The 13058-nt window shown below is 70.1% G+C and carries 11 protein-coding genes; all 11 read right to left on the reverse strand.

Annotation, left to right across the window (positions count from 1 at the left end):
• Positions 1–136: 136 nt before the first annotated feature.
• Complete coding sequence (locus KY661_RS25335) at positions 137–2773, reverse strand: glycoside hydrolase family 44 protein (RefSeq protein ID WP_225412670.1); 2637 nt, start codon at positions 2771–2773, stop codon at positions 137–139.
• The gene (epsD, locus tag KY661_RS25340; RefSeq protein ID WP_225412671.1) at positions 2770–3876 is read right to left on the reverse strand and encodes an exopolysaccharide biosynthesis glycosyltransferase EpsD; all 1107 of its coding nucleotides are present in this window, start codon (positions 3874–3876) and stop codon (positions 2770–2772) included. The genes KY661_RS25335 and epsD overlap by 4 nt, the downstream gene beginning before the upstream one ends.
• Positions 3873–4520 (reverse strand): hypothetical protein, encoded by a 648-nt coding sequence (locus tag KY661_RS25345; protein WP_225412672.1) that lies wholly within the window; start codon positions 4518–4520, stop codon positions 3873–3875. The genes epsD and KY661_RS25345 overlap by 4 nt, the downstream gene beginning before the upstream one ends.
• Before the next feature lie 104 nt (positions 4521–4624).
• Complete coding sequence (gene wzy, locus KY661_RS25350; RefSeq protein ID WP_225412673.1) at positions 4625–6169, reverse strand: exopolysaccharide repeat unit polymerase; 1545 nt, start codon at positions 6167–6169, stop codon at positions 4625–4627.
• 36 nt (positions 6170–6205) lie between these two features.
• A complete protein-coding gene (gene epsU / locus KY661_RS25355; protein WP_225412674.1) occupies positions 6206–7399 on the reverse strand; it encodes an exopolysaccharide biosynthesis GT2 family glycosyltransferase EpsU in 1194 nt (397 codons plus the stop codon).
• 30 nt (positions 7400–7429) lie between these two features.
• On the reverse strand, positions 7430–8926 hold the full coding sequence (locus KY661_RS25360; RefSeq protein ID WP_225412675.1) for a GumC family protein: 1497 nt from the start codon (positions 8924–8926) through the stop codon (positions 7430–7432).
• Positions 8913–9338, reverse strand: a complete 426-nt coding sequence (locus KY661_RS25365) for a response regulator transcription factor (RefSeq protein WP_075009141.1) — start codon at positions 9336–9338, stop codon at positions 8913–8915. Before KY661_RS25365 ends, KY661_RS25360 begins: the two co-directional genes overlap by 14 nt.
• 30 nt (positions 9339–9368) lie before the next feature.
• The gene (locus KY661_RS25370; protein WP_177241467.1) at positions 9369–9542 is read right to left on the reverse strand and encodes a hypothetical protein; all 174 of its coding nucleotides are present in this window, start codon (positions 9540–9542) and stop codon (positions 9369–9371) included.
• An 18-nt stretch (positions 9543–9560) separates the two neighbouring features.
• Positions 9561–10775 (reverse strand): hypothetical protein, encoded by a 1215-nt coding sequence (locus KY661_RS25375; RefSeq protein ID WP_225412676.1) that lies wholly within the window; start codon positions 10773–10775, stop codon positions 9561–9563.
• Between the two features lie 4 nt (positions 10776–10779).
• Positions 10780–11421, reverse strand: a complete 642-nt coding sequence (locus KY661_RS25380) for a polysaccharide biosynthesis/export family protein (RefSeq protein WP_225412677.1) — start codon at positions 11419–11421, stop codon at positions 10780–10782.
• Positions 11422–11438: 17 nt separating this feature from the next.
• The gene (locus KY661_RS25385) at positions 11439–12998 is read right to left on the reverse strand and encodes an oligosaccharide flippase family protein (RefSeq protein WP_225412678.1); all 1560 of its coding nucleotides are present in this window, start codon (positions 12996–12998) and stop codon (positions 11439–11441) included.
• Positions 12999–13058: the final 60 nt, after the last annotated feature.

The following is a 13058-nucleotide window of genomic DNA, read 5'->3' on the forward strand; positions in this document are numbered from 1 at the left end:
CGTCCATCCGCTTTCCTCGTTGCCAAGTTCATTGGTTCAACAACTGAAAGTGGAAAAGTTATTTCCTCCAGCCTCCTAACAGGAATGTTGAGGGCTCCGGCGGTGATGTGCGAGGAGCCCTCGGAGAACTTGAAGGCTATTTCCGGGCGGGCGCCAGCGTCAGGTCCAGCACCGTGATGGAGTAGGGCGGCAGCAGCGCATCCAGCCCATCCGTCTGGAAGGACCCTCCCGGCTGCTCGGCGAAGCCATCGGGCTCACCCGTGTACGTCAGCACCCGCGCATCCCGCAGCGCCCCGCAGCCCTTGAGCTCCACCCGCGCCGCGCGGGCCGTCTCCGGCTGGAGGTTGAGGGCAATCGCCACCACGCGCTGTCCATCCACGCTGCGCGAGGCGAACAGCGAGGTTCCCTCCACCGCCTTGGTGGGCACGTACAGGTCCTGGAAGCGCCCGCCCTTGCCGTCGAAGTCCCGGTACGCCCGGAACGCCCACCACGTGGGGCTGCGGTCCGGCGGATAGGTGAAGTGGAACGCCGCCGTGAGGTTTCCCTCCGCGAAGCGCCCCAGCGCCTCGGCCTGCGCTAGCCCTCCGCTCATGTGCCGCGTGGCGCCGAAGTTGTACTCCCCGAGCGCAATGCCCAGCCCCGGGTAGTTCTCCGCCACCATCTTCTTCAGCCGGGGAATCAGCCGCACCGGCTCGCCAATCCAGGACTCGTCCTTGTAGTTGTCGTCCCAGAGCGCGCGCGTGGAGCGGATGCGCAGCGCCGAGGTGGCCTCGTCCGTCTCCCCCTCCTCCTCCAGGCCGATGCCCTTGCCCTGCGGGTAGAAGTGCACATCCAGCACATCCAGGAGCCGCACGCCCGTCTTCTTCTGGTGCTCCTTCAGCTTGCGCAGGTACCAGGGCAAGAGCGGCACGTTGCCGTGCGCCTTCCGGTCCGCGTCCGCCGGGCGCGACTTGTCCACGTCCGCCGCCGAGCGGAAGTACGCCGTCCACCCCCACTCCGCCGGCCCCGCGATGACCGCCTCTGGATCCGCCTGCCGCACCGCCGTGCCGTAGGCCACCGTGCGCTCCAGCAGCTCGTCGTACGTGGTGGGCTGCGGGTGCACGTCCCGGTGCGTGGAGTTCCACAGCATGGGCTCGTTATCGAGGAAGTACATCTGCACGCTGCGCCCCCGCCCTCCGTCCTTCTGGCGGATGGTGCGCACCCACTCGGCGATGAACTCCGGCGGCGCGGCCACGCTCGTCTGCTCCGGCGGCAGCGGCGGCAGCAGCGCCCCCGAGGGCGACTTGCCGTTGCCCGCCTCCGGCATCTCCGGGGCCGTCTTCTCCTGGGACTTGAACTTCGACACCGGGAAGCTCACCGACGCCGTGTCCTTGGCCACCCAGCCGAGAATCGGCAGCGTGAGCGCCGACTGGAGCCCGCGCGCGCGGTTGCTCAGCAGGAACTCCTCGTAGGTGAACTTCGGCTCATCCCCGGGCGAGGTGTTGCGGAAGTACCAGTCATTGGCCGTGTTCCACGCGTTGATGCGCCAGTTGTAGCGGCTCGTGGGGTTGCCGCCCCAGCGGCGCGCCGTGGCCCCCATCTCCCACAGGTGCGCGTCCTTGCTCTCGCGCAGGGCGTTGAAGGCGATGCCGTAGATGAGCGGGTTGATGGCGTGGGTGGGCGCCGTGCACAGCACCGACAGGGCCGCGGCCTTCGGCGGCCCCACCGCCACGCGCCCCCCGCCCACCGAGAGCGCGCCCACCGCCGCCTCGCTCGTGCCCGTCAGCCCAATCCGGTCCAGTTCCACCCAGTCCGTGCCCACCTTCTTGTAGGCCCGCATGACGATGCGGCGGAAGGGATTCATCTCCGGGTTCAGCTCCGCCAGCGGCACGAGCACCTGCACCCAGTCCTCCTGCCGGCTCACCTGGTGCCGCGCCTCCACGCGCACGCGCGGGAACACCGTCGCGTCCTCGGTGTCCAGCCGCACCTCCAGGAAGTCCCCGTAGCCCGGGGGCGCGCGGTAGCGCAGCGCCAGCCCCCCGAAGGTGCCCTTCAGCGGCTCCTTGTGCCGGAGCGTCCACCCGCCCAGCCCCGCCATCATCACCTGCGCGGGCCCCGTGTCCACCACGCGCTCGGTCCACCCGCTGGCCTCCCAGCCCGGCTTCACCCCGCCGTCGTAGGCCACCTCCTCCAGCACCAGCGACGCCTGCCGCCCGCGGCTCGCCACCTGCGCCCCGGGCCGCGTGAGGCCGATCTGATCCAGCTCCACCCACTCGCGCCCCACGCGCTTCCGGGCCCGCAGCACGAGCCGCTCGAAGGGCCGCTGCTCCGGGTTCAGCTCGCCCATGGGAATGAGCAGCTGCACCCACTCGCCCTCCTGGGCCACCGCGTGCCGTGCCTCCACGCTCACCCGCGGAAAGGTGGTGCTGTCCTGGGAGTCCAGCCGCACCTCCAGGAAGTCCCCGTAGCCCGCGGGCGCGTGGTAGCGCAGCGCCACCCCGCCGAAGGTGGCCTGCACCGGGCCCTCGTGCTCCATGGCCCACGAGCCCAGCTCCGCCATCAGCACCCGCGCGGGCCCCGGCCCCGTCACCTCGCGCTCGGCCCAGCCCACGTCCTTCCAGCCGGACTTGAAGCCGCCCTCGTAGATGACCTGCGCCAGCTCCACCTTCAGGTGGGCCTTGGCCGCGGCCGGCCGGGCGGTGGCGGCGGGGGGACTGCCGCGCGCGGACTCCTGACAAGCCGTGAGCACCAGGGCCCACGCAAGCCCCAGGGCCACCCACCGCCCCGTGCTCATGACGCTCCGCTCGTGTCCTTCCGCCCAGGCCCGGGCGAGGGCTGCGCTTCGCCCCCGGCCGCGGCGCGCCGGTACCGGGAGATGCGCCGCGCCACCTCGCGCCACGAGCCGGCCTCCGCCCGCGCCCCGCGCAGGTACTCCATGGTGTAGGCCACCGACGTGCTCTTGTAGGCCACCTGCGCCAGGCCCAGCCGGTCCGCCAGCTTCGCGGCGCCCATCAGCGCGCCCGTCACCGGCCGCGTCGGCCCCGGCAGCACCACCGCGGTGGCGAGCAGGGGCCGCGCCAGCGCGTTCATCTCGAAGAGCATTCTCCACGGGTCCACCTGCGGCACGTCCGAGTGCCGCTCGGACAGACGCGAGTCCATGATGCCGTAACGGTGCGCGCGCGCGAGCCACTTCTCGAAGCTCGTGTGGTCCGAGCCGTGGAGCACGTACGCCGCGTTGCAGAACCCCACCCGGCAGCCCGCCTTCTCCAGGCGGATGCCCAGCTCGATGTCCTCCGACTGCTTCAGCGCCGGATCAAAGCCCCCCACCGCCAGGTAGTCCTCGCGGCGGAACGAGACATTGCCCGTGTACAGGTTGAAGCCCCGCGCCCCGCCCGCCTCCAGCCGCTGCGCCAGCCGGTCGTGCAGGTACGCATACCAGCGCTCGAACAGGGGCATGTCGTGGATGGCCGGGTCCGGATCAATGCGCCCCAGGATGACGTGGCGCGAGCCGGGCGGGTGCTGCTCCAGGTGACGCTGGAGGAAGTCCTCCGGCACCTGCATGTCGTCGTCGGTGATGAGGACAATGTCCCCGCGCGCCCGGGTGACGCCGCGGTGCCGCGCCGCCGCCGCGCCCGCGTTCTGCTGCACCTCCACCTGGAGCGCGTAGGGCAGCGTCTTCGCCAGCGCCTCAAGGGGCTCGCGGACGGGCTCCTTGGAGCCGTCATCCACCACCACGACTTCGTAGCCGGAAGGGGGCAGCGTCTGCCGCCCGAGTTGCTCCAGCAGCCGCGTCAGCAGGGCCAGCCGGTTGTACGTGGCCATCACCACGCTCAGGCGAGGCCGCTGCGCATCGGCCCGCGGCGCAGCCTCTCGGCTCGCCGGGGGCGAGTCGCTCACTTCTTTCTCCCCTTGGGCTGCAGCGTCACGCTGCCCAGGAAGCGGTGCTTGCCGATCAGCTCCAGCGTCTGGCGCGCCGCGGAGAACTGCGTGGAGCCCAGCGGCACGCACAGGAGCGCGCGCTCGGACGCCATCGCCACCTCGATGCACACCGGGTTGGAGAGGACCGAGTCAATGCAGACCACGACCATCCCACCCTGCTCGACGTGGGCCCGCATCTCCCAGGCCAGGCGGGACCCAGCGCCCGGAGGAAGGCCCTCGGCGCTGATGAAGCGGATGGGCTTCTCGCGGTACTGGTTGCCCACCTCGACGATGGCGCGCGCCGCGTCGATGCCCGAGGCGCCCGGCTGGGCCGGCACCACCACCAGCGAGGACCACTTCTCGCGCTGGGTGAGCATCGCCCACAGGTGCAGCAGCTCGTGGGGGATGGGTTCGGGTTGCGGCGGTGGGGCCGGGACGACCTCGTTGTACAGAGGCTCTTCCGGAACCAGTGGAAGCGGAACAGGCGTCGGCCCACGCACCACCGACCACGGCCGGGGACGGCCCTGTCCTTGCTTCGAGGCATTGGCCTCCCCCCCACGGGGAGTGCCTGCACCACCGGACGTGTCATTCGGCTCGAACATGGACTCGTCCAGTGTACTCATTTCCCGGCGTCTGCCCAATGGCGACACCGTCGCCGGCGGCCGAAGCGTTGACGAGGTGAAATCGCGCCTTTGCTCCGCTCGCCGGGAGTTCCCACCCTTGCGGCTCATGTGCGTCCCACTCCTTCCTTCACCTCCACCATCTCCCCGGTCATTTCGGACGGGGAGGGCGTTGTCGACCCCCACGCCCCGGCCTGCGTCGCCACCTTGCCCGCGCACGTCACCGCCAGCGCGATGAGCAAGTTGCAGTACCAACTGCTGAGCCCCATGTCGCCGAAGCACTGGTTGGTGTAGGCAAGCACCACCGAAACACATACCAGTGCGCCCGCACGCCATACGGGCGGGTGGGCGCGGTGGTAGGCGCGCACGGCGAAGAAGACCGTGAGTGCGACGAACATCCACATGCCGCTGAAGCCCACCACGCCGCCGAAGGCGAGCAGGCCCAGCACCGAGTTGTGCGGGTGGTAGAGGTAGTCCTCGAAGAGGTGGGAGATGTCCGCGAGCTTGATGACCTCTTCAAAGCCGTGGCCGTACCCGGTGCCGAGCATCGGGTTGCGCTGCCAGGTGCTGATGACGTTGAAGTTCTCCACGTCGCGGTAATCCATCTCGCCGGTGTCGTTGTGCTCGCCCACGAGCATCGACTTGAACGTGTTCACAGGCGAGAAAAAGCCCGTGGGATTCGCCCAGCCCACCACGACATAGAGCAGGAACACGGGGGCCAGGATGATGCCCGCGCGCGCTACATAGCGCTTCACCCAAGTCCACGGGCTGATCAGGAAGATGGCGACCAGGCACTGGTTGAAGCTCGCGTACGCCAGGCGCCGGTCGTTGTAGTGCATCCCCATGAGGATGACGCCGCAGACAATCACCATGCGCCAGAAGTTGCGGCGCGTCGGCTCCTCGGAATACGAGGTCACCCCGATGGCCAGCCCCGTCACGTAGATCATCGTGTCCGAGTGCGTGGTGGCGTACTCGGTGTAGAGCCCCCGGGGCCGGGCGATGAAGACGATGAAGAAGGCGCCCAGGAACGCCTTCACGAAGGCGGACGCGACGATGATGCGGCCCAGGAGCTTGAAGTCCTCCGCGCCCTTGATGGACACGGTGAACAGCATGACGATGATGGGCAAGAGCAGCATCTTCTGGAGCTGCCACTTCGCCGGGCGCGGGTCTCCGCCCCGGGCCATGCCCCACAGGTACATCCACACCACGGTGCCAATCACCACCAGCAGGGCAATCACCAGGGGCTTGGGCAGGGGCGTCATCACCCCGTCTATCTTCAGCCCCGCCGCGCGCCGGTAGATGTAGAGCGCGCTCAGCCCGAACACCGACAAGTCGATGAGCGTGAAGCCCAGGCCGGGCACGCCGGTGACGACGTTGAGGTTGATGAAGCACAGCCGGCCGATGAAGGTGAGCGGCGAGTTCCAGTGCCCCGAGTAGGGGTTCTCCACCGCGCAGTCCACCACCAGCAGCACGGTGAGCAGGACGAGCACCGGGTAGCGCACCGGCACCTTCGCCAGCACCCACACCATGATGGCGGCCACCATGGGCAGCAGCGCCACGGCCGGGAAGAGCACGAGCAGGCCCAGCGTGGCCAGCACCAGGCCCGCCAGCAGCGTGAGGAACACCGGTGTGCGCGAGAGGAAGGCTTCCATCACCGCCCGGGGGCAAGACCGTGCCGCACCGCCCCTTTAGGGCTTGCGCGCTTCACGGGTGGTCCGCACCCACTCCCCCTTCTTCTCCTGCGGCCGGCTCAGCACCAGCCACAGCTTCCACACCACGTAGAAGGGCGCTCGCCCCAGGTCCATCAGCCCGCGCACGCCCATGCCCGACACCCACCAGCCGCGCAGCACGTACAGCCCCAGGCTGCCCACGCAGAACGCCGCCAGCAGCGTGGAGAGGGCCACCTGCCCCTGCCACGCCGAGAGCGCCCCCGCGGCCACCATGAGCCCCACAGCGCCCAGCACCACGTAGCTCAGGGGCGGCACCAGCAGGTCCATGGCCAGGTCCAGCAGCACCCCGTCGCGCTTGCGCAGGGCCTCGCCCAGGAGCGGCACGCCGAACTGCTTCGTCATCGCCCACCGGCCGCCCTCCCACCGGCGGCGCTGCGAGCGCGAGGCCTTCTCCGAGGAGACCATCTCCCCGAGCACGTCCGCCTCCCACACGTAGTGCACGCGGTGCCCCGCGCGCCCCAGGCGGATGCCGTACTCCAGGTCCTCCACGATGGAGAACGCCTCGTGCGGCACCTCGCGGATGACGCGGTGGGTGAAGCACATGCCGTTGCCGCGCAGGCCGCAGGAGACGCCCAGCCGCTCGCGCCCCATGGAGCGCACCTTGTGGAACAGCGCCAGGGCAATGGTCATCAGCCGCGTGCGCCACGAGGCGTGCGGGTTGAGCACGCCGTAGTGCGCCTGGAGCGCCTGCGCGCCCGCCTCCAGCCGCTGGGAGAAGGAGTGCAGCAGGTGCGGGGAGACGTGCGTGTCCGCGTCCACCACCACCACTGCATCGGCGAAGCCGTCCTTCAGGCTCTGCGCGAAGGCCAGTTCCAGCGCGTAGCCCTTGCCGCGGCGCTCGGTGTCGTGGCGCTCCAGCACCGTGGCCCCCGCCTCGCGCGCCCGGTCCGCCGTGGCGTCCGAGCAGTTGTCCGCCACCACGAGGATGCGCCGCTGCACCGCCGGGTAGTCCAGCGCGGACAGGTTCGCCACCGTGCTGGCGATGCCCGTCTCCTCGTTGTGCGCGGGGACGATGATGTCGAACGTGCGCGTGGAGGCCCCGCGCGCGGGGGCCGCCTTGCCCGCCGACAGGAGCGTGAGCAGCAGCAGGTAGCCGCAGCCCACGCCCACCGGCAGCCCGAGCACGAGCAGCAGCGCGTCCATCACCATCATGGTGTTACCCCCGGGGCCATCCGCGCCCGCTCACATTCCGCCCGGACGGCGGTCCAGCTCCGCCAGCACCGGCAAGCCCAGGCCGCGCTCCACCTGCCAGCTCTCCAGCACCCGCCCGCTGAGCACATCGCGCGCCAGCGCCGCGAACACCCCCAGCACCAGGCCCGCCACCACCGCGCCCAGGGAGATGACGAGCGCGTTGGGCTTGATGGGCTTCTTGGGGAACTCGGCCGGCGTGAGCAGCGTGAAGCGGTACTTGAACGAGCGCATGGCGATGTTGCGCTCAAGCTTCGCCGAGTCGATGCGCTTGAGGATCTGCTGCTGCGCGCTCAGCCGGCTGCGCAGCTGCTCCAGGGACACCGCCGCGCTCGGGTTCTCCGAGATGGCGGGCAAGAGCCCCATCAGCACGCGCTCCAGGCCGTACGGGTCCGGCACCGGCTCGTCCGGGAATGGCAGCGACTTGCCGCCCAGGTCCGCGTACTCGGCCAGCATCTCCTTCTCCTCGCCCACCAGCGCCTTCACCTGCGGCGAGCCCTGGCGCAGCGAGGCCACCCGGCCCTCCAGCTCCACCACCGAGGGGTGGTCCGGCGCGTACATCTCCCGCTTCTGCGCCAGGTCGTCCTGCATCTCCGTCACGCGCTGGTTGTGCTGCACCTGCGCGTCCGCGATGGCGCGGCGCTTGGCCCGGATGAGGAAGCGCAGCTGCGCCAGCTCCTGGTCCGTGGAGGAGAAGCGCGGAATGAGCCGCGGGTCGCCCACCACGCGCCGGCGCTCCAGCATGATGGCCGAGAACGTCTTCTCGAACTCGTCGTAGGAGAGCTTCACCGCCTCGGCCGCCTGGCGCTCGTGCTCCTCCAGGATGGTGATGGCGTCCTCGATGCTGGAGACTTCCTCGCGCTCGCGCGCGTGGAGGAAGCTCTGCTGCGCCGCGTCCACCAGCTCGTAGGCCAGCTGCGGGTCGCCCCACTCCACCCCGATGGTCACCTTGCCGTCATTGGTGCCCACCGAGAGCTTCTTCTCCAGCACGCCCACCATGCCGTCCATGCGCGCATCCTCGTCCGGCGGGGCGGTGAGCATGCGCATGACCGTGTCCTTGGCGCGCAAGAGCGGCGGCCGCGTGGCCTCCCAGCGGTCGAGCAGGTTCAGCTTCTTCACCAGCGACACCAAGTTGTCGCGGCGCAGCACGGCCTCGGCGGCCGCCTTGGTGGGCGCGTCCACCTCGTTGGCCGGGCGCATGGGGTTGGGCGGATCCGGGTTGAGCAGGTTCGGGCGCTCGGGGTTCACCAGCGCGGCGATGGCCGAGGCGCGCCGCGGCAGGAGCTTCGTCTCCGCGTACCAGGTGCGCGGCAGGAGCTTCGCCGCCGCCAGGCCCAGCCCGGCCGTGAGGAGGAACGTGCCCAGCACCAGCCACCGGTGGCGATTCACCGCGCTCTTCACGTAGCCGAAGTAGTCGCGCAGCTGCTCCCAGTCGAAGAGCTGCGCCTGCTGGCGCTCCACTTCCGGCAGCCGCTCCTCAGGTGCGGGCATCGTTCTTCCCTCCACCCGGTAGAGACTTCACGTTTCTGGCCAACATGGACAGGACTTGCTGGTTAAACTCGTCTTGCGAGAATGGCTTGGTCAAGTAGCCATCCGCACCGACTTCCTCCGCCTGTGCCCGGTCCAATAAGGTGCCTCTCGCGCTGATCATCAGTACTGGCACCGTCGCCAACGCTTTGGTGCCCCGGATGTATTCGCACAAGTCGTACCCCGACACGTCCGGCAGGGTCAGATCCAGGCACACCAGGTCGGGCCGTCCCGCCGCCAGGAACTCCATGGCCGCCCGGCCATTGGAGGCCTCCAGGACGCGCTCGATACCCAGGGCGTGAAGAAACTCCCCCACCATCTTGCGGAACAGGGGAGAGTCCTCGACCACCAGGACCGTTCGTTGCGAGGCGTCCATACGGGGGATTCCGGATCCTCTCCTTCAGGGTCAGTCGTCCATCTGCGGCCAGATGACGAGCACGGCGAACGCGTAAAAGAGGTTGAAGAGGACCATCAGCGCGATGGCTTTCTTGAGGCCTCGAACCGGGTGACGCTCCCGGGCCGCCACGCCCGGAAGCACGACCAATGCGTACAGCACCGACAGCAGCAGGAACTTCTTCATTCGTGCTTCTTGGTGGGATTAAAGCCTACCATTCTCCTGGCGAATCACCAATCCGACGCCCGCAAACCACTTATAGAGGGGGTCGTCGGAGATCAGAAATTCTCGCAGCCTCAAGAGTCGGCCAGACGCCACCACGGCCGAGGTGCGAGTAAGCGGCCATTGGAACTTGAGGGTGACGCGCTCCTCGCCATCCGGCGCGTGGAAGCCCCGCGTCGCCGACTGGGCCAGGGCCATCTCCAGGTTCACCTGGGCCTGGCGCCGGCCCTTCCACTCCAGGGCCACGGCCTGCTCCATGCGGGGGTAGACGATGGTGGTGAACGGGCTGATGTAGGGCACGTACCGCGCCGACAGCTTGGCCTGCACCGGCCAGTGGTAGCCCACCGGCACCGGCACCGTGAGCGAGGCATCCCCCATGGGCTGGAGCAGGAACGGCTTGAGCCCGGAGAACTCCTCGCGCTGCGGCAAGCGCTCGCCCACCGCCACCCCCAGCTCCAGCTTGCCCTGGACGAGCGGGTGGAACTGGTACTGCGTCACCTGGGTGGACTGGAGCTGGGTGAGGCGCGCGCCCGTGGAGAAGTCCACGTCCCGCCCGTACAGGTGCAGCCCCAGCACGAAGCGGCGCGTGAGCGAGTGGAACGCCTGCGCGCGCAGCTCCACGCTGTACTGGGCCGGGGTGACGCGGTCCGTCTCGCTCCGGGTGCGGATGGTGGTGGGCGGATCCAACAGGCCGTTGATGACATAGGCCACGTACGCGCCGATGTAGGTGCGCCGGATCCCCGTCACATCCACGCCCGCCATGGTCTCCGCGTAGATGTAGCGGTTGGCATCCAGCAGCCGGTCCCCGCCGCCGCTCACCGGCGCGGGGACGCGGAAGTCCTCGAAGGGGAAGGTGCCGTAGGTGGCCGACTCCATGGCCCAGACCTTCAGCCCGCGCCGCAGCTGGTACTCGCCCCGGAGGAAGAAGAAGGTGAGCACCTCCAGCGTGGGCTGGGACAGGGTGCGGCGGAGCATGAACTGCGGCTCGAGGATGGCCTTCACCTCCAGCCGCGGCGTGTAGAGGATGGCCTGCCCCCGGGGCGTGAGCACCACGTCCTCCAGCACCGAGCGGTCCGCCCGCTCCGCCAGGCCCGGGGTGCGCACGAACGTCTCCGCCCGGAACGCGCTCGAGTAGCGGATGGCCGGGGAGCTGGCCAGCACGAGCCCCGTCACCAGCGCGGGCAGGAGCGTCGCCATGCGGCTACTCCACCACCACCACGTCGCCGGTGCGCAGGAGGAAGGAGGCCCCCTTGCCCCGCGTGCGGGTGACGGCCTCGTAGTCGAAGCGGATGCGCACCGGCAGCGGGGAGTCCGGCTGCTGCCGCAGCACGAAGATGCCGTCGAGCTGCGCGTAGTCCGTGAAGCCGCCCGCCTGCGCGAGCGCGTGCAGCACGCCGGACTCCGGGGCCAGCTCCTTCATGCCCGGGCTCTTCACCTCGCCCAGCACCGACACCCGGAGCGGCTCGGGCCGGGAGATGCGCACCGAGACGACGGGGTTGTTCACCATGGGCTTGAAGAGCTCCTCCAGCCGCCGCGCCAGCACCGGCGGGGTGACGCCCGCGGCGTCCACGTCGTTGAGCAGCGCCAGGGTGATGCGGCCGTCCTCGCGCACGAGCGTGTCCGCGGACAGCTCGCGCTGGTTCCACACGTTGATGTTCAGCAGGTCTCCCCGGCGGATGATGTAGCCCTCGTCCTGGAGCGACGGGGGCGCGCGGTAGTCATCCACCCAGACATAGCGGCCCGGCCGGTAGCAGCCGGCCACGAGCACGGGCAGCACCAGCAGCAGGGCCCACCAGGCGGGGGGGCGGGACACGGACAGCGCGGAGAGATTCGAACGGCTCATCACACCAAGACTCCAGCTCACGCGGGGGAGGCCGGGGCGGGGGCTCCCCGGCGGCGCACCAGGCGCATCAGGTTTCGCAGTTCCTCCAGGCGCACCGCGCCCGTGGCGAACACGAGAAGGACATACAGCGCGGCGCCCACGGCCAGCCGCACGGCCCCGAGCCCCGCGAGCGCCACGTGCACGCCGCCCACCCCCGCGCAGATGCCGAGCGTCTTGCCCAGCCGCACGAGGCTCTGCCGGTCGAAGGCCTGGTGGCCCACCGCGCGCACCAGCAGGAACACCACCACCGACTCGCAGGTGAAGAGCGCCAGCGCCGAGGCGCACGCGCCGCCCACCGGGCCAAACCACGCCAGGAAGGGCCGCGCCAGCGTGAGGTTGAGCGTGGCGTTGAGCACCATGGACACCACCGAGGTGCGCGTCACCCGCCAGCCCTGCCCCGTCACCGTGAGCACGCTGGCGCACACCATGGCCACGTACGTGAGCGCGAGGATGGGGGCCTGCAGCCGCAGCACCGCCGCGGCGGGCGTGAAGGCCTCGCCGTACACCCAGCCGATCCACACGTCCGCGCCCAGCCCCATGGCGAGCGTGAGCGGAATGGAGAAGGCGAGCACCGCCTCCAGGGTGCGGCGGGTGATGCGGGTGAGCTCCTCGGGCGACTGGGACGCGGCGCGCGACAGGAGCGGCAAGAGCACCCAGGTGAGCACCGGCGCCGCCATGAGCGTCATGCCCGCCAGGTTCCACCCGGCCCCGTACCAGCCCACCTCCGTGGTGTTGGTGAGCAGGCCCAGGAGGAAGATGCCCATGGGACCGTTGGCCGCCAGCGCCGCCTCGTTGAGGAAGAAGGGCAGCGCGCCCGTGAGCGCCTCGCGGGTGCCGCGCGCGTTCACGTGGAACTGGAGCCCCGCGTGCCGGCGCGACAGGCGGAAGAGCACCGCGGCGCGCAGCACCTCCGAGGCGAGGATGGGCGCGCCCAGCCACGGCAGCGGCAGCCCCAGCGCCAGCACGAGCAGCTGCCCGCCGCCCCACACGCACTTGGTGGCGATGTTCGCCACCGAGAGCCCATCCACCCGCTCGCGCGCGTGGAGCACCGCGGCCAGCGTGCCGTTGCACCGGAAGAAGAGCTGGTAGACGCCCAGCAGCAGCACCAAGAGACGCAGGTGCGCCGGCTTGCCGTCGGCCACCATCAGCCCCTGCATCAGCGCGAGGAGCCCCGCGGCCAGGCCCACCTGGAGCAGCAGCGTGCCGCCGAAGAACTCGCTGGCGTGCTCTGGCCGGAGCGCCACCTCCTTGCGGATGTAGACCTCCAGCCCCAGCCCCACGAGCACGAAGAAGACCGCGGTGAAGCCCTCCGAGGCCCAGTTGAACTGGCCGAAGGCCTCCGGCCCCAGCACCCGGGGCAGCAGCAGGCGCACCGCCAGCGCGATGCCGTACGTCACCATCAGCGAGCCGCCCAGCTTCAGGGCATTGCGCACCGACGCCGTGACATCCAGCGCGGGAGACGGTGAGGAGGGGCGAAGCGCCGCGGCGCTCGGGTCGGGGGGCGGCATGGACATGGGCGCGGAAGGAGGGCCAGTCAACGACAGCACCGCACCCGCGTCAATTCGGGGACCGCTTCCCCGCCCCGTCTCCAGCCTGCC

Origin of the sequence: Allostigmatella hybrida (assembly GCF_020103775.1) — a bacterium.
Lineage (GTDB): Bacteria > Myxococcota > Myxococcia > Myxococcales > Myxococcaceae > Hyalangium > Hyalangium aurantiaca.

Excerpts from the sequence above, each read along its gene's own strand:
- KY661_RS25335 (WP_225412670.1), bottom strand. The coding sequence starts at position 2,773 with ATGAGCACGGGGCGGTGGGTGGCCCTGGGGCTTGCGTGGGCCCTGGTG.
- KY661_RS25345 (WP_225412672.1), bottom strand. The coding sequence starts at position 4,520 with ATGAGTACACTGGACGAGTCCATGTTCGAGCCGAATGACACGTCCGGT.
- wzy (WP_225412673.1), bottom strand. The coding sequence starts at position 6,169 with ATGGAAGCCTTCCTCTCGCGCACACCGGTGTTCCTCACGCTGCTGGCG.
- epsU (WP_225412674.1), bottom strand. The coding sequence starts at position 7,399 with ATGATGGTGATGGACGCGCTGCTGCTCGTGCTCGGGCTGCCGGTGGGC.
- KY661_RS25360 (WP_225412675.1), bottom strand. The coding sequence starts at position 8,926 with ATGCCCGCACCTGAGGAGCGGCTGCCGGAAGTGGAGCGCCAGCAGGCG.
- KY661_RS25365 (WP_075009141.1), bottom strand. The coding sequence starts at position 9,338 with ATGGACGCCTCGCAACGAACGGTCCTGGTGGTCGAGGACTCTCCCCTG.
- KY661_RS25370 (WP_177241467.1), bottom strand. The coding sequence starts at position 9,542 with ATGAAGAAGTTCCTGCTGCTGTCGGTGCTGTACGCATTGGTCGTGCTT.
- KY661_RS25375 (WP_225412676.1), bottom strand. The coding sequence starts at position 10,775 with ATGGCGACGCTCCTGCCCGCGCTGGTGACGGGGCTCGTGCTGGCCAGC.
- KY661_RS25380 (WP_225412677.1), bottom strand. The coding sequence starts at position 11,421 with ATGAGCCGTTCGAATCTCTCCGCGCTGTCCGTGTCCCGCCCCCCCGCC.